The following is a 15,215-nucleotide window of genomic DNA, read 5'->3' on the forward strand; positions in this document are numbered from 1 at the left end:
GGCCAGCCTGCTTTTCGGCCCAAGGCAACTGTCACCCTAAACCAGCGGCAGGTGAAGTTTCAATATATTTGACATAAGGCCGTCAAACGGCCTTGCGATGTTCATTTTAATAAACATAGACTTTGGTCTTTCAGGCAATCACGGGAAATTACAACAATGAATATCCAGAATGTCGTCGACTTCAGCCAGGCCACGACCGCGCCCGAGCGCTATCGGCCGGACCCGATGAAAGTCCTCAAGGGCGACCCGGAACAAGCGGTGTACAACCACTACAACAGCCCGTGCGGGCAGTTGAATGCTGGCGTTTGGGAAGGTGCAGTCGGGCAATGGACCGTGAATTTCACCGAACACGAATACTGCGAAATCGTTCAAGGGGTTTCAGTGCTGCGTGACAACGACGGCAACAGCAAAACCCTGCGCGCAGGTGACCGCTTCGTGATTCCGGCCGGGTTCCGGGGCACCTGGGAAGTGCTGGAGCCGTGCCGCAAGATTTATGTGGCGTTTGAGCAGAAGGCCTGAGGATTTGGGTTGTCCCGGCCGGCCTCATCGCGGGCAAGTCGAATCGTCGCACCGCACGCTCCCACAGGTTTTGTGATCGACACAGATCACTGTAGGAGCATGGCTTGCCCGCGATGAGGCCCTGACAGGCACCAGAAAATCCAGGCAACAAAAAAGGCCCGTATCTCGCGATACGGGCCTTTTTCGTAAGAGGGAAAAATCAATTACTTGATTTTGCCTTCTTTGTAGATCACGTGCTTGCGAACAACCGGATCAAATTTCTTGATCTCGATTTTGTCCGGGGTAGTACGCTTGTTCTTGTCGGTAGTGTAGAAGTGACCAGTACCGGCGCTCGAAATCAAACGAATCAATTCACGCATGATTAGCTCCCTTAGATCTTGCCGGCTTTGCGGATTTCGGCCAGCACGACAGTGATGCCACGCTTGTCGATGATACGCATGCCTTTGGCAGATACGCGCAGACGCACGAAACGTTTCTCTTCTTCAACCCAGAAGCGGTGATGCTGCAGGTTCGGCAGGAAACGACGACGGGTTTTGTTGTTTGCGTGGGAAATGTTATTCCCAGTCACCGGACCCTTACCGGTAACTTGACATACTCTCGACATGCCTCAGCCCTCTAAAACCACATGCCCAACCCGGCATGGGTTGGCCGCTTAATCTCTCAGTCATTTGGCGCCAGGCGCCGCGTTTCTTTAGAGGTCTTACCGGCTACACCTACAGTGAAGGAACCGGGCCCCTAGAAAAGAGCGCTGCTTTATACCAGAAAGACTGGAGAGCAACAACATTCCGTGTGCACAGACTTCATAAAAACCCCGTTTTTCTGGCCACGAGCGCCTTGGATAAAGGCTATCGTCGATAAAGACCACTCGTCGCAGAGAATCGGCCAACCCGCCGATTCAGGATTTTTTCAGCCCATGCCCACTGAAAACAATCGCACATACTCCCCTTAAAATGAAAAAGGGGATAGTCATTTGCAAAAGAGCCTACTAGGGTAAGCCTTTTCCAGACTGCACTTGCAGATGGGCCTTCGATCTGTAAAGGAATCCGACCATGCGCCTCGCTGCCTTACCCCTCTTGCTCGCCCCATTGCTGCTGAGCCCACAGGCCATGGCTGCGGCCCTGACTGTCTGCACCGAGGCCAGTCCTGAAGGGTTCGACGTGGTGCAGTACAACTCGCTGACCACCACCAACGCCTCGGCCGACGTGCTGATGAACCGCCTGGTAGACTTCGACACCGCCAGCGGCAAAGTGGTCGCCAGCCTTGCGGACAGCTGGGAGGTCACGCCCGATGGCCTGACCTACGTGTTCAAACTGCATCCGCAGGTGCCATTCCACCGCACGGAATACTTCAGCCCGACGCGTGACCTTACCGCCGAAGACGTGATCTTCAGCTTCGAGCGCATGCTCGACCCGGCCAACCCGTGGCACAAAGTCGCCCAGAGCGGCTTCCCGCATGCGCAATCGATGCAATTGCCCGTGTTGATCAAGAAGATCGACGCACTGGACCCGCTGACCGTACGTTTCACCCTCGACCACCCGGACTCGACCTTCCTCGCGACCCTGAGCATGGGGTTCGCCTCGATCTACTCCGCCGAGTACGCCGACAAGCTGATGAAGGCCGGCACGGCGGAAAAACTCAACAGCCAGCCAATCGGCACCGGCCCGTTCGTGTTCACGCGCTTCCAGAAAGACGCGTCGATTCGCTACAAGGCCAACCCGGACTACTTCGGCGGCAAACCTTCGGTGGACCCGTTGATCTTCGCGATCACCCCGGACGCCAACGTGCGCTTGCAGAAATTGCGTCGCAATGAGTGCCAGATCGCCCTGTCGCCCAAGCCTCTGGACGTACAGGCCGCACTGAAAGAGCCAGAGCTTAAAGTGGAAAAAACCGACGCGTTCATGACCGCGTTCGTCGGTATCAACAGCCAACATCCTCCGCTGGACAAGCCGGAAGTGCGCCAGGCGATCAACCTCGCCTTCGACAAGGCCAGCTACGTCAAAGCCGTGTTCGAAGACACCGCCGAGCCCGCCAAAGGCCCGTACCCACCGAACACCTGGAGCTACGACAAAAGCTTGCCGGGTTACCCGCACAACGTTGAGAAGGCCAAGGCATTGATGGCCAAGGCTGGCCTCAAGGATGGCTTTCAGACCACCATCTGGACCCGCCCTTCCGGCAGCACGCTGAACCCCAACCCGAGCCTCGGCGCTCAACTGCTGCAGTCCGACCTCGCGCAAATCGGTATTCAGGCCGAAATCCGCGTCATCGAGTGGGGCGAGCTGATCCGCCGCGCCAAGGCCGGCGAGCATGACCTGTTGTTCATGGGCTGGGCCGGCGACAACGGCGACCCGGACAACTTCCTCACACCGCAGTTTTCCTGCGCAGCGGTCAAGTCCGGCACCAACTTCGCCCGCTACTGCAATCAGGACCTGGACAAGCTGATCAGTGCTGGCAAGACCACTGGTGAGCAAGGTGTGCGCACCAAGCTCTATGAGCAGGCGCAGACACAGATCCAGCAGCAGGCGCTGTGGCTGCCGCTGGCGCACCCGACGGCGTTTGCGCTGACGCGCAAGGATGTCGAGGGTTACGCGGTCAGCCCGTTCGGCCGCCAGGATTACTCGAAGGTCAACCTCAAGCCATAAGCACCAACACAAATCCTTGTAGGAGCTGGCTTGCCAGCGAAGGCGGCGGCACATCCAGCATCGATGTGACTGACACACCGCTTTCGCTGGCAAGCCAGCTCCTACAGGATCTTGCTTGACTCCCCCTCCTCCTACATCCACCCGTACTCGGCCATGGACAGCGGGTCGCCGTCTCCGATGATGAAATGGTCGAGCACCCGCACATCGATCAGGCCCAGCGCCTCCTGCAGGCGCTTGGTCAGCAATCGGTCGGCCTGGCTGGGGTCGGAGTTGCCCGACGGATGGTTGTGGCACAGGATCAGCGCAGCGGCGTTGTGAGCTAAAGCACGCTTGACCACTTGGCGCGGATAAACGCTGGTGTTGTCGATGGAGCCGCGAAATAGCACTTCAAAAGTCAGCACTTGATGCCTGGAATCCAGAAACAGACAGCCGAACACCTCGTGGGGCTCGTGACGCAGCATCGATTTCAGGTAATCCCGAACGGCCTGCGGATTTTCCAGCGCTGATTTTTTGCGTGCGCACTCGGCCAAATGCCGCCGGCCCATCTCCTGCGCCGCTTGCAACTGAGCGAATTTCGCTGGCCCGAGCCCCAGTTGCCTGCTGAACGCGACTTGATCGGCCTCAAGCAATGAGCGCAGGCTGCCAAACTGATTCAACAGGTGTCGAGCCAGGTCTACCGCGCTTTTACCCGACACGCCGGTCCGTAAAAAAATCGCCAGCAATTCGGCGTCTGAAAGACTTGCCGAGCCCAATTCAAGCAGCCTCTCCCGCGGTCGCTCCGCCGCCGGCCAATCACGAATACTCATAGCACCTCCCTGGAATATGGGCGCCGCTGTTCCGTAGCGGTCGCTGTGATATCGTAGCCCATCTTTTTTGCTGGCGATTTCATCCCTGGGGAGGGGGTCTCGCCATGCAGTCATTAACGAAATGAAAGGCAGACCTATGCAGCGGCTGTATCGGAAACGCATCGTTCTGGGCGTCGGCGGCGGCATTGCTGCCTACAAGAGTGCCGATCTGGTTCGCCGCCTGATCGACCAGGGCGCCGAAGTGCGCGTGGTCATGACCCGTGGCGGCAGCGAGTTCATTACTCCGCTGACCATGCAGGCCTTGTCCGGGCACCCGGTTCACCTCGATTTGCTGGACCCGGCAGCAGAAGCCGCGATGGGCCACATCGAGCTGGCGAAATGGGCCGACATGGTGCTGATCGCCCCCGCCACCGCGGACCTGATCGCCCGTCTGGCACAGGGCATTGCCGACGACTTGCTGACCACGCTGGTGCTGGCCACCGACGCCGTGGTCGCTGTCGCCCCGGCGATGAACCAGGCCATGTGGCGCGATCCGGCGACCCAGGCCAACCTGCAAACCCTCGAAAGCCGCGACATCAAAGCCTTCGGTCCGGCCTCCGGCAGCCAGGCCTGCGGCGACGTTGGCCTAGGCCGCATGCTCGAAGCCGTCGAACTCGCCCAGTGCGCGGCGGACTGCTTCCAGCGCCAGGCGCTGACCGGCAAACACGTGCTGATCACCGCCGGGCCGACCCAGGAAAACATCGACCCGGTGCGTTACATCACCAACCACAGCTCCGGGAAAATGGGCTTCGCCCTGGCCGAAGCCGCGGTAGAAGCCGGTGCCCGCGTAACCCTGATCACAGGCCCGGTGCACCTGCCAACGCCGGATCGCGTCACGCGCATCGACGTGGTCAGCGCCCGCGACATGCTCGCCGCCTGCGAAGCCGCGATCCCTTGCGACCTGTTTATCGCCTCGGCAGCGGTCGCGGACTACCGCCCGGAAGTCGTCGCCCCACAGAAACTCAAGAAAGACCCTACGAACGGCGACGGCTTGTTGCTACAGATGGTGCGCAACCCGGACATCCTGGCCACCATCGCCACGCGCCCCGACCGTCCGTTCAGTGTCGGTTTCGCTGCCGAAACCGAACACTTGCTCGACTACGCTGCCCGCAAGTTGAAAGACAAGAACCTCGATTTGATCGTCGCCAACGACGTCGCCAACCCGAGCATTGGTTTCAACAGCGAAGAAAACGCCTGCAGCGTGATCGACCGTGAGCTTCACGCCACAATTTTCGCCCAGACCAGCAAGAGCAAGATTGCTCGCCAGCTGATCACTTTTATCGCCGAACGTCTGAACCAGGTTTAATTTACATGCACGCTTTGCAAGCCAAGATCCTCGACCCCCGCATCGGTACTGACTTCCCGCTGCCGCAATACGCCACGCCAGGCTCCGCCGGCCTCGACCTGCGCGCCATGCTGGAAAAAGACACTGTCATCAAACCGGGTGAAACCGTGCTGATCCCGACCGGCCTGTCGGTCTACATCGGTGATCCGGACCTGGCTGCACTGATTCTGCCGCGCTCTGGCCTGGGTCATAAGCACGGCATCGTGCTGGGCAACCTGGTCGGCTTGATCGACTCCGATTATCAGGGCCCGCTGATGGTGTCCTGCTGGAACCGTGGCCAGACTGATTTCAACATGGTGGTCGGGGAGCGCCTGGCTCAATTGGTGTTGGTGCCGGTGGTTCAAGCGCATTTCGAGATGGTCGAAGAATTCGTCGAAACCCAGCGCGGCACAGGCGGTTTCGGACATTCCGGCAGCCATTGATGACTTCATTGTGGGAGCGAGCCTGCTCGCGATGACGGCAGTACATTCAACACAGATATTGTCTGTCAGTCCGCTATCGCGAGCAGGCTCGCTCCCACAGGTTTGTTGCTGAGGTAGCACAAGCTTCATTTGAAAGTTTTATTGCTGAAAATCAAGGCATTACCGGCCATATACTTGCCGGAGTTAGTGGCATGGCCTTTTCGCACCACGAACTCTCTGTGGAAAACGCCGTCATACCCTTCAGTTTGAGCCGGCCGAAGCGTACCAGGCAGGCCTGTCCAGTCACTTTCGAGATGGAGCATTCCTACAGATGAACACCCCCGCCCAAGTCGCACCCAAGTTCCCCGACAGCATCTTTCGCGCCTACGACATTCGTGGCACCGTCCCGGAATTCTTGAACGCTGAAACCGCTTACTGGCTCGGTCGCGCCATCGGCGCCCAGAGCCTGGCTCAGGACGAGCCCAACGTTTCCGTTGGTCGCGACGGCCGCCTGTCCGGTCCGGAACTGGTCGAACAACTGATCAAAGGCCTGGCCGATGCCGGTTGCCATGTCAGCGACGTCGGCCTGGTGCCAACGCCTGCGCTGTACTACGCCGCCAACGTACTCGCCGGTAAATCCGGGGTGATGCTCACCGGCAGCCACAACCCGTCGAACTACAACGGCTTCAAGATCGTCATCGCTGGCGACACCCTGGCCAACGAACAGATCCAGGCCCTGCACGACCGCCTCAAGACCCACAACCTGAGCAGCGGCAAAGGCAGCGTGACCAAGGTCGAAATCCTCGACCGCTACAACACCGAAATCGTCCAGGACATCAAACTGGCCCGTCGCCTGAAAGTCGTGGTCGACTGCGGCAACGGCGCGGCCGGCGTGATCGCCCCGCAACTGATCGAAGCGCTGAATTGCGAAGTCATCCCGCTGTTCTGCGAAGTCGACGGCAACTTCCCGAACCACCATCCGGATCCGGGCAAACCTGAAAACCTCGTCGACCTGATCGCCAAGGTCAAGGAAACCAAGGCCGACATCGGCCTGGCCTTTGACGGCGACGGCGACCGCGTTGGCGTGGTGACCAACACCGGCAGCATCGTCTACCCGGACCGCTTGCTGATGCTGTTCGCCCGTGATGTTGTGGCACGCAACCCTGATGCGGAAATCATCTTCGACGTCAAATGCACCCGTCGCCTGGTTCCGTTGATCAAGGAATATGGCGGTCGTCCGTTAATGTGGAAGACCGGTCACTCGTTGATCAAAAAGAAAATGAAGCAATCCGGCGCGCTGTTGGCCGGTGAAATGAGCGGGCACATCTTCTTCAAGGAGCGCTGGTTCGGTTTCGACGATGGCATTTACAGCGCCGCACGGCTGCTGGAAATCCTCAGCAAGGAAAAATCCACCGCGGAAGAGCTGTTTGCGACCTTCCCGAACGATATTTCTACGCCTGAAATCAATATCCATGTGACCGAAGAGAGCAAATTCAGCATCATTGATGCACTGCACGATGCGAAGTGGGGCGAAGGCGCTGACCTGACCACCATCGACGGCGTGCGAGTCGACTACGCCAAAGGCTGGGGCCTGGTGCGCGCCTCCAACACCACACCGGTGCTGGTGCTGCGTTTCGAGGCCGATGATGAAGCTGAATTGCAGCGCATCAAGGACGTGTTCCACACCCAGCTGAAACGTGTTGCACCTGACCTCCAACTACCGTTTTGATTGATTGAAGCGCATTTTATTGAAGTGCCGGAGCCCTGAATGACCCTCGAACGCGAAGCCGCCGCCAACACCGCCAAGGTCCTGTCCGAAGCGCTGCCTTACATTCGCCGCTATGTCGGCAAGACGCTGGTGATCAAATACGGCGGCAACGCGATGGAAAGCGAGGAGCTGAAAACCGGCTTCGCCCGCGACATCGTGCTGATGAAAGCCGTGGGCATTAACCCGGTGGTGGTTCACGGTGGCGGCCCGCAAATCGGCGACCTGCTCAAGCGTCTGTCGATCGAGAGCCACTTTGTCGATGGCATGCGCGTCACCGACGCCGCGACCATGGACGTGGTGGAAATGGTCCTCGGCGGTCAGGTCAACAAGGACATCGTCAACCTGATCAACCGTCACGGCGGCAGCGCCATCGGCCTGACCGGTAAAGACGCCGAGCTGATTCGCGCGAAAAAGCTCACCGTCACCCGCCAGACCCCGGAGATGACCCAACCGGAAATCATCGACATCGGCCATGTTGGCGAAGTAGTCGGCATCAACACCGATCTGCTGAACCTGCTGGTAAAAGGCGATTTCATCCCGGTAATCGCGCCCATCGGTGTTGGCGCCAACGGTGAGTCCTACAACATCAACGCCGACCTGGTGGCCGGTAAAGTCGCCGAAGCGTTGAAAGCTGAAAAGCTGATGCTGCTGACCAACATCGCCGGCCTGATGGACAAGTCGGGCACGGTCTTGACCGGCCTGACCACCCAGCAAGTCGACGATTTGATCGCCGACGGCACCATCTATGGCGGCATGCTGCCGAAGATCCGTTGCGCGCTGGAAGCGGTTCAGGGCGGTGTTGGTAGCTCGTTGATCATTGATGGTCGGGTTCCGAATGCGATTTTGCTGGAGATCTTCACCGATACTGGTGTGGGTACGTTGATCAGTAATCGCAAGCGCCCTTAAGCAGTACATACAAAAAGACCCCGCTCAGCCTGGCTGAGCGGGGTCTTTTTTTGCATCGGTATTCACCTGATAAACCGCGGTGCCCCAATCGCCGGCAAGCCGGCTCCTACAGAGATATCACCGTTCGTGTAGGAGCTGGCTTGCCAGCGATGCGGTCATGGAGGCAGTGCAAAATCCGGATCAAACGCCGAACTGTGCGCGGTACGCCTCTACGGCTGGCAAATGCTGCTTGAGCTGCGGATCGTCCGCCAGGAATTCCAGCACCTGATTCAGTGAAACGATGCTGATCACCGGAATGCCGAAGTCACGCTCCACTTCCTGGATCGCCGACAATTCTCCGTTACCACGCTCCTGACGGTTCAGGGCGATCAATACGCCCTTGGCCTTGGCGCCGTCCTGGGATGCAATGATCTGCATCACTTCACGAATCGCGGTGCCGGCGGTGATCACGTCGTCGATGATCAGCACGTCGCCGGTCAGTGGTGCGCCGACCAGGCTGCCGCCTTCGCCGTGAGCCTTGGCTTCTTTGCGGTTGAAACACCACGGCAGATCGCGCTCGTGATGTTCGGCCAGGGCCACGGCGGTGGTCGCTGCCAGCGGGATGCCTTTGTAGGCTGGGCCGAACAGTACGTCGAACGAAATACCGCTCTCGACGATGGCTGCCGCGTAGAAACGACCCAGCTGCGCAAGGGCCGAGCCCGTGTTGAACAGGCCGGCATTGAAGAAGTAAGGACTGGTGCGCCCGGACTTCAGGGTGAACTCACCGAAGCGCAAAACGCCGCGATCGATGGCAAAACGAATGAAATCGCGCTGATACGCTTGCATGAAAAAACCCCAAATACCACGGCTTTAGCTAATTAGGTTGACGCCGTGTATCATACACGCACGCGATTTTTGGGGCCATTTATGCGGATCATCAGTGTGAACGTCAATGGTATTCAGGCTGCAGTCGAGCGTGGTTTGCTCAGTTGGCTGCAAGCACAGAATGCCGACGTCATCTGCCTGCAGGACACCCGCGCCTCCGCCTTTGAACTGGACGATCCAGCCTTCCAACTGGATGGCTACTTCCTTTATGCCTGCGAAGCCGAAGTTCCTGCCCAAGGTGGCGTGGCTTTGTATTCGCGGTTGCAACCGAAGGCAGTCATCAGCGGTCTCGGCTTCGAGACGGCCGACCGCTACGGGCGTTACCTGCAAGCCGATTTCGACAAGGTCAGCATCGCGACCTTGCTGCTCCCTTCGGGGCAGAACGGCGATGAAGACTTGAACCAGAAGTTCAAGCTAATGGACGACTTCGCCCGTTATCTGGATAAACAGCGACGCAAGCGTCGCGAGTACATTTACTGTGGCTCGCTGTACGTGGCGCAACAGAAGCTGGATATCAAGAACTGGCGTGACAGCCAGCAATCTCCGGGCTTCCTGGCACCTGAACGTGCCTGGATGGACGAGATTGTCGGCAACATGGGGTATGTCGATGCCCTGCGCGAAGTCAGCCGTGAAGGCGACCAGTACAGCTGGTGGCCGGACAACGAACAGGCTGAGATGCTCAACCTGGGCTGGCGTTTCGACTACCAGTTGCTGACCCCAGGCCTGCGCCGCTTTGTTCGCAGCGCACGCCTGCCACGTCAGCCACGGTTCTCGCAGCACGCACCGCTGATCGTGGACTACGACTGGACGCTGACCATCTAAGCCCTGTTTCGCAGACAAAAAGCGGACATCGCTCAGACCTGTGAAAATCCGGCAGTCAGCCAGCCAAAAAAATGCCCGTATCGCAAGATACGGGCATTTTTTATGGATCGTTAACAGTTATCGAACCTTCAAGCAGCGGCAAAGAACGGCAGCGCAAGGTACAACTTGATCACGATGACATTAATGATGTCGATGAAGAAAGCCCCCACCATTGGCACCACCAGGAACGCTAGCTGCGAAGCTCCGTAGCGCTGTGTCACTGCTTGCATGTTGGCGATGGCCGTTGGCGTGGCACCCAGACCAAAACCGCAGTGCCCTGCCGCCAATACCGCCGCATCGTAGTTGCTACCCATGACCCTGAACGTCACGAAAATCGCAAACAGTGCCATGACCAGCGTTTGCGCAGCCAGGATGATGAAGAACGGCAAAGCCAGTGAAGCCAGATCCCACAGCTTGAGCGACATCAGGGCGATCGCCAGAAACAGCGACAAGCTGACATTCCCCAGCACGGAGACTTCACGCTCAAACACCCGATACAAGCCAAGTGCTGAAAGCCCGTTCCGTAAAACCACACCCACGAACAAGACACAAACGAAGGTCGGCAACTCAAATGCGGTTTCGCGCAGCGCGCCATTCAGGAGAGAGCCTGCCAGCAGGCTGACCGCGATCAGAGCGAGTGTCTCGATAAACGTAAATGGCGTGATCGAGCGCTCTTTATTCGGCTGCTCAAAGCCCTTTGGCATCCGTGGTTTTTCTTGCTCAAAGCCGGGTGTCTGGACACGCTTGATGAGCAGGCGAGCGACCGGACCACCAATCAAACCGCCCAGCACCAAGCCAAACGTCGCAGAGGCCATTGCAAGTTCAGAGGCGGAAGCCAGACCAAACTTCTCACTGAACGTCGCTCCCCACGCAGCGCCTGTACCGTGACCGCCCGACAACGTAATCGAGCCGGTCAGCAGACCCATCAAGGGATCGAGCCCCAACGCCTTTGCGAGCCCGATGCCCATGGCATTCTGGACCACCAAAAGCCCAGTGACGACCAGTAGAAAAACCCCCACTACACGCCCGCCTTTCTTCAGGCTGGCGAAGTCTGCACTCAAGCCAATGGTGGCAAAGAACGCCAACATCAAGGGAGTCTGCAGTGAAGTATCAAACCGGACTTCAATGTCAAAGACTCGCAAAGTCAACAGAACCAGGGCAACCACCAAGCCGCCTGCTACGGGCTCCGGGATATTGTAGGTGCGTAAAAAACCAACACGTGCGACAAGTCCGCGTCCCAGTAACAGTACTAAAGAGGCGGCCACAAGTGTTCCGTAAAAATCGAGCTGAATCATTGGGATATTCTTGGATATATATTCAGGGGCGAACTTTTCACCTGGACACGCCCCTTGAACAGGTTGATTGTCTCAACACTGATTGGTTTAGATTCAAGGACCGTCAATGGTCTGAATATATCGAAATATTTCTTGATGAAATTTACTTGCGGCAACTTTATCAACCACCAAGTCGAGTTGCCAGCGCATAGGCAGCGCTGAAGCTTTGCAGTTGTGACTAAAAGTGTAAGAGCGACATATATACATGCGCGGTAAATATTTACGGTGCCTGAATACCGCAAATGGCAACCGCCATAAATGGCTAGAGAAATTAATCTGTTGTTACAAAACAAATGCCCCGAGAGTTCGGGGCATTTGTTTTAAACCGCGGCTAACTGCGTTTTCACACAGTCTGAATGCTGTGGGTTGCTTGTGCGCACTGACTTTTCAATACGGGAGCCACGCTGGTCGTTATTTGATCAACCGCCAAGTGAATGGGTAACGGTAGGGAAACCCTTCATTGGCCTTCACGCCAGCAATGATCGTCAGCACCAACGCACCAATCGCGACCAGACCCAACAGGAAGAACCCGACGATCACCACCATCAGCAAGAAGCAGATAGCGGAAGCAATGGCGACGGTGATCTGAAAGTTCAGCGCTTCCTTGCCCTGCGCATCAATGAACGGGTCCATCTCGCGCTTCATTTGCCAGAGAATCAGCGGACCGATCAGCGTACCGAACGGAATCCAGATCCCCAGCAAGGCGGACAAGTGACAAAACATCGCCCACTGCCGAACTTCTTTGCTCGGGGTGGGAAGAACCTGTTGCTCGTCACTCATAACGCCCTCCTTGTGTGGTTCCATCCGATCAGTCGGCCAGTGCAGCCTTCTGCAAGTCGAAGATTTCGGTCATGCCTTTCTTCGCCAGTTCCAGCATAGCGTTCAGCTCTTCAGGCTGGAATGGTGCGCCTTCGGCAGTGCCCTGGACTTCGATGAAACCGCCCGTGCTGGTCATCACCACGTTCAGGTCGGTTTCGGCAGCCGAGTCTTCCAGGTAGTCGAGGTCAAGCACAGGCTCGCCCTGATACATGCCCACGGAAACGGCAGCGATCATTTGCTTCAACGGGTCGCCGCCTTTCAGGCCGCCGCGCTTCTTGATCACTTTCAAGGCATCGACCAGCGCAACCATGGCGCCGGTGATGGACGCGGTGCGGGTGCCGCCGTCAGCCTGGATCACGTCGCAGTCGACGTACAGGGTAACGTCGCCCAGCTTGGACATGTCCAGCGCAGCGCGCAGTGAGCGACCGATCAGACGCTGGATTTCCAGGGTGCGGCCGCCTTGTTTGCCACGGCTCGCTTCACGCTGGTTACGCTCGCCGGTGGCGCGCGGCAGCATGCCGTATTCGGCGGTCAACCAGCCCTGGCCCTGACCTTTGAGGAAACGCGGCACGCCGTTTTCGACGCTGACGGTGCAGATGACTTTGGTATCACCGAACTCGACCAGTACAGAACCCTCGGCGTGTTTGGTGTAGTTGCGGGTAATGCGGATCGAGCGGAGCTGATCGGCAGCGCGACCACTTGGACGTTTCATAGGGAATACCTGTACGGAGGACGGAAAACTGCCGAGCATTATAGAGCCGCCGGCCACGACTGGGCACTTCTAAAAAATTCGCCCGACGACCGAAGGCCCTGAACCGCGCTTTGCCGACGGCTTGCAGCCCTTTGACACAGCGTGTGTTTGGGCGCATCCGCCCCACTGCGCTACAATCCTGCGCCTTTGCTGCCTGTCGGCTTTCATTCACAGATATCGGGTCCGCGAAACCTTTGGTAACGCATCGACCTGACTTGCGAGGTACCTCCATGGTGCACAGCATGACCGCCTTCGCCCGCGTTGAAAAAGCTGGCACCCAAGGCACCCTGAGCTGGGAACTGCGCTCGGTCAACAGCCGCTACCTGGAGCCGCACTTGCGCCTGCCGGAATCCTTTCGCGACCTCGAAGGCGCAGTCCGCGAGGCCCTGCGCCAGGGCATCTCCCGGGGCAAGCTTGAGTGCACCCTGCGTTTCACCGAAGAAAACACCGATAAACCGCTGCAAGTGGACCGCGAGCGCGCCGCACAATTGGTCGCCGCCGCCGAGACGATCGCCGGCCTGATCAAAAATCCAGCGGCGCTCAACCCGCTGGAAGTGCTGGCCTGGCCCGGCGTGCTGGTGGGAGATGCCACCGACCCGCAAGCCTTGAATGCCGAAGCATTGGCGTTGTTCAACGAAGGCCTGAAAGAGCTCAAGGCTGGCCGCGAGCGCGAAGGCACGGAGCTGGCACGGCTGATCAACGATCGCTTGACCTCCATTGAAGAAGACGTCGTCACCCTGCGCGAACTGGTTCCGCAGATGCTCGCCACCCAACGCCAGAAAATCCTCGACCGCTTCGCCGACATGAAGGCCGACCTGGACCCGCAGCGGCTGGAGCAGGAAATGGTCATGCTCGCGCAAAAGAGCGACGTCGCCGAAGAACTGGATCGCCTGAGTACTCACATCATCGAAGTTCGCCGGGTGCTCAAATCCGGCGGCGCTGCTGGTCGGCGCCTGGACTTCCTGATGCAGGAACTCAACCGCGAAGCCAACACACTGGGCTCCAAAGCCTTCGACCCGCGCAGCACCCAAGCGGCGGTCAACCTCAAAGTGTTGATCGAGCAGATGCGCGAACAAGTGCAGAATATTGAGTAAGGCAAACCCGACATGACCCACAGCACCGGCACCCTGTACATCATTTCCGCCCCTTCGGGCGCGGGCAAGAGCAGCCTGGTCAAGGCCTTGACCGACGCAGATCAGGAGATCCGTGTCTCGGTCTCCCATACCACCCGCGCCATGCGCCCCGGTGAAGTGAATGGCGTGAATTACCACTTCGTCGACCGCAGCGACTTCGTGAAGATGATCGAGCACGGGGATTTCCTGGAGCGCGCCGAGGTGTTCGGCAATCTCTACGGCACTTCGCAAAGCCATCTGCAGCAGACGCTGGACGAAGGCCACGACCTGATCCTGGAAATCGACTGGCAGGGTGCAGAGCAAGTACGCAAGTTGATGCCCCAGGCTCGCTCGATCTTCATTCTGCCGCCGTCCCTGCAAGCCTTGCACCAGCGTCTGAACAATCGCGGCCAGGATAGCGAAGAGGTTATAGATGGCCGGATGCGTGAAGCCGTCAGCGAAATGAGCCACTACGTCGACTACGACTACCTGATCATCAACGACGATTTCGCCCACGCGCTGAGCGATTTGCAGGCGATATTCCGCGCCAATCAGCTGCATCAAAAGCGTCAGCAGCAGCGAAACGGGAAACTTTTGGCTGAATTGCTCGGTTAAACAGCACTTCCCAAAACCGCTGCAAGGGCTTTACATTGGCACTTGCAGCGCGTTGAAGGGCTTGGTCAAAAAATCAGCGCTTCCCTAATCGCTGGTGATTTTTTAAACTGTCTAGTCCGCTCGCCCACCCGGGCAGCGCGCATATTGCATTCGCTCCGAGGAATACCATGGCCCGCGTAACCGTTGAAGACTGCCTGAACCACGTGGAAAACCGTTTTGAACTGGTCATGCTGTCCACCAAGCGTGCCCGTCAACTGGCCACCGGCGGCAAAGAGCCACTGGTTCAGTGGGAAAACGACAAGCCTACCGTGGTAGCGCTGCGTGAAATCGCTGAAGGCCTGATGAGCTACGAGTTCATCGCCAATGCTGAAATCGTCGAAGACGAACCGCTGTTCGCAGCGTTCGAGGACGAGTCCAACGAGGCCGTCTAAGCCTA

At 58.2% G+C, this 15,215-nt stretch carries 16 protein-coding genes and 1 pseudogene; 10 read left to right on the forward strand and 7 right to left on the reverse strand.

Translation table 11 applies throughout. The features are described from left to right. Positions 1-156 precede the first annotated feature (156 nt). A complete protein-coding gene (locus tag ACWGZX_RS13510; RefSeq protein ID WP_452628654.1) occupies positions 157-519 on the forward strand; it encodes a cupin domain-containing protein in 363 nt (120 codons plus the stop codon). 203 nt (positions 520-722) lie between these two features. On the opposite strand, the gene rpmG is transcribed toward ACWGZX_RS13510, so the two are convergent. Beyond that, a complete protein-coding gene (gene rpmG, locus ACWGZX_RS13515) occupies positions 723-878 on the reverse strand; it encodes a 50S ribosomal protein L33 (RefSeq protein WP_007894709.1) in 156 nt (51 codons plus the stop codon). A gap of 11 nt (positions 879-889) precedes the next feature. Then, entirely contained in the window at positions 890-1,123 is a 234-nt protein-coding gene (gene rpmB, locus ACWGZX_RS13520; RefSeq protein WP_007894701.1) for a 50S ribosomal protein L28, read from the reverse strand. A gap of 445 nt (positions 1,124-1,568) precedes the next feature. On the opposite strand from rpmB, the gene ACWGZX_RS13525 reads away from it, so the two are divergent. Further along, entirely contained in the window at positions 1,569-3,158 is a 1,590-nt protein-coding gene (locus ACWGZX_RS13525) for an ABC transporter substrate-binding protein (RefSeq protein WP_452628655.1), read from the forward strand. 131 nt (positions 3,159-3,289) lie between these two features. On the opposite strand, the gene radC is transcribed toward ACWGZX_RS13525, so the two are convergent. After that, positions 3,290-3,964, reverse strand: a complete 675-nt coding sequence (radC, locus tag ACWGZX_RS13530; protein WP_223521200.1) for a RadC family protein — start codon at positions 3,962-3,964, stop codon at positions 3,290-3,292. A 136-nt stretch (positions 3,965-4,100) separates the two neighbouring features. On the opposite strand from radC, the gene coaBC reads away from it, so the two are divergent. From coaBC to argB, 4 genes and pseudogenes are all read left to right on the forward strand, one after another. After that, a complete protein-coding gene (gene coaBC, locus ACWGZX_RS13535) occupies positions 4,101-5,309 on the forward strand; it encodes a bifunctional phosphopantothenoylcysteine decarboxylase/phosphopantothenate--cysteine ligase CoaBC (protein WP_452629014.1) in 1,209 nt (402 codons plus the stop codon). A gap of 5 nt (positions 5,310-5,314) precedes the next feature. Further along, on the forward strand, positions 5,315-5,770 hold the full coding sequence (gene dut / locus ACWGZX_RS13540) for a dUTP diphosphatase (RefSeq protein WP_452628656.1): 456 nt from the start codon (positions 5,315-5,317) through the stop codon (positions 5,768-5,770). Positions 5,771-6,101: 331 nt separating this feature from the next. Further along, positions 6,102-7,478: pseudogene (locus tag ACWGZX_RS13545) on the forward strand (phosphomannomutase/phosphoglucomutase); the annotation flags it as partial. A 39-nt stretch (positions 7,479-7,517) separates the two neighbouring features. Next, positions 7,518-8,423, forward strand: a complete 906-nt coding sequence (gene argB / locus ACWGZX_RS13550; protein WP_046030681.1) for an acetylglutamate kinase — start codon at positions 7,518-7,520, stop codon at positions 8,421-8,423. A 180-nt stretch (positions 8,424-8,603) separates the two neighbouring features. Here argB and pyrE read toward each other — a convergent pair whose 3' ends face one another. Further along, positions 8,604-9,248 carry an orotate phosphoribosyltransferase gene (pyrE, locus tag ACWGZX_RS13555; protein ID WP_007943124.1) on the reverse strand — a complete coding sequence of 215 codons (645 nt, stop codon included), beginning with the start codon at positions 9,246-9,248 and terminating at the stop codon, positions 8,604-8,606. Between the two features lie 81 nt (positions 9,249-9,329). Between pyrE and ACWGZX_RS13560 the strand changes: the two genes are divergently transcribed. Next, the gene (locus tag ACWGZX_RS13560; protein WP_007934608.1) at positions 9,330-10,109 is read left to right on the forward strand and encodes an exodeoxyribonuclease III; all 780 of its coding nucleotides are present in this window, start codon (positions 9,330-9,332) and stop codon (positions 10,107-10,109) included. Positions 10,110-10,237: 128 nt separating this feature from the next. Here ACWGZX_RS13560 and gltS read toward each other — a convergent pair whose 3' ends face one another. The 3 genes from gltS to rph all read right to left on the reverse strand — a co-directional run bounded on the left by gltS (position 10,238) and on the right by rph (position 13,013). Continuing rightward, positions 10,238-11,443 (reverse strand): sodium/glutamate symporter, encoded by a 1,206-nt coding sequence (gene gltS / locus ACWGZX_RS13565; protein WP_452628657.1) that lies wholly within the window; start codon positions 11,441-11,443, stop codon positions 10,238-10,240. Positions 11,444-11,893: 450 nt separating this feature from the next. Beyond that, a complete protein-coding gene (locus tag ACWGZX_RS13570) occupies positions 11,894-12,262 on the reverse strand; it encodes a DUF4870 domain-containing protein (RefSeq protein WP_452628658.1) in 369 nt (122 codons plus the stop codon). Positions 12,263-12,290: 28 nt separating this feature from the next. Continuing rightward, positions 12,291-13,013 (reverse strand): ribonuclease PH, encoded by a 723-nt coding sequence (gene rph, locus ACWGZX_RS13575; RefSeq protein WP_071552787.1) that lies wholly within the window; start codon positions 13,011-13,013, stop codon positions 12,291-12,293. 269 nt (positions 13,014-13,282) lie between these two features. Here rph and ACWGZX_RS13580 point away from each other — a divergent pair, with 269 nt between their 5' ends. The 3 genes from ACWGZX_RS13580 (at position 13,283) to rpoZ (ending at position 15,210) form a co-directional block, all read left to right on the forward strand. Then, positions 13,283-14,146, forward strand: coding sequence for a YicC/YloC family endoribonuclease (locus ACWGZX_RS13580; protein ID WP_452628659.1), 864 nt, complete (start codon positions 13,283-13,285; stop codon positions 14,144-14,146). A gap of 12 nt (positions 14,147-14,158) precedes the next feature. Continuing rightward, positions 14,159-14,779 carry a guanylate kinase gene (gene gmk, locus ACWGZX_RS13585; RefSeq protein ID WP_223521204.1) on the forward strand — a complete coding sequence of 207 codons (621 nt, stop codon included), beginning with the start codon at positions 14,159-14,161 and terminating at the stop codon, positions 14,777-14,779. A gap of 167 nt (positions 14,780-14,946) precedes the next feature. Next, entirely contained in the window at positions 14,947-15,210 is a 264-nt protein-coding gene (gene rpoZ, locus ACWGZX_RS13590; RefSeq protein ID WP_007894670.1) for a DNA-directed RNA polymerase subunit omega, read from the forward strand. The last annotated feature ends 5 nt before the right edge of the window (positions 15,211-15,215 follow it).

The sequence above is a fragment of the Pseudomonas sp. CLCA07 genome, assembly GCF_053615335.1.

Coding starts and splice junctions, on each gene's coding strand:
- ACWGZX_RS13510 (WP_452628654.1), top strand. CDS start 157: ATGAATATCCAGAATGTCGTCGACTTCAGCCAGGCCACGACCGCGCCC.
- rpmG (WP_007894709.1), bottom strand. CDS start 878: ATGCGTGAATTGATTCGTTTGATTTCGAGCGCCGGTACTGGTCACTTC.
- rpmB (WP_007894701.1), bottom strand. CDS start 1,123: ATGTCGAGAGTATGTCAAGTTACCGGTAAGGGTCCGGTGACTGGGAAT.
- ACWGZX_RS13525 (WP_452628655.1), top strand. CDS start 1,569: ATGCGCCTCGCTGCCTTACCCCTCTTGCTCGCCCCATTGCTGCTGAGC.
- radC (WP_223521200.1), bottom strand. CDS start 3,964: ATGAGTATTCGTGATTGGCCGGCGGCGGAGCGACCGCGGGAGAGGCTG.
- coaBC (WP_452629014.1), top strand. CDS start 4,101: ATGCAGCGGCTGTATCGGAAACGCATCGTTCTGGGCGTCGGCGGCGGC.
- dut (WP_452628656.1), top strand. CDS start 5,315: ATGCACGCTTTGCAAGCCAAGATCCTCGACCCCCGCATCGGTACTGAC.
- argB (WP_046030681.1), top strand. CDS start 7,518: ATGACCCTCGAACGCGAAGCCGCCGCCAACACCGCCAAGGTCCTGTCC.
- pyrE (WP_007943124.1), bottom strand. CDS start 9,248: ATGCAAGCGTATCAGCGCGATTTCATTCGTTTTGCCATCGATCGCGGC.
- ACWGZX_RS13560 (WP_007934608.1), top strand. CDS start 9,330: ATGCGGATCATCAGTGTGAACGTCAATGGTATTCAGGCTGCAGTCGAG.
- gltS (WP_452628657.1), bottom strand. CDS start 11,443: ATGATTCAGCTCGATTTTTACGGAACACTTGTGGCCGCCTCTTTAGTA.
- ACWGZX_RS13570 (WP_452628658.1), bottom strand. CDS start 12,262: ATGAGTGACGAGCAACAGGTTCTTCCCACCCCGAGCAAAGAAGTTCGG.
- rph (WP_071552787.1), bottom strand. CDS start 13,013: ATGAAACGTCCAAGTGGTCGCGCTGCCGATCAGCTCCGCTCGATCCGC.
- ACWGZX_RS13580 (WP_452628659.1), top strand. CDS start 13,283: ATGGTGCACAGCATGACCGCCTTCGCCCGCGTTGAAAAAGCTGGCACC.
- gmk (WP_223521204.1), top strand. CDS start 14,159: ATGACCCACAGCACCGGCACCCTGTACATCATTTCCGCCCCTTCGGGC.
- rpoZ (WP_007894670.1), top strand. CDS start 14,947: ATGGCCCGCGTAACCGTTGAAGACTGCCTGAACCACGTGGAAAACCGT.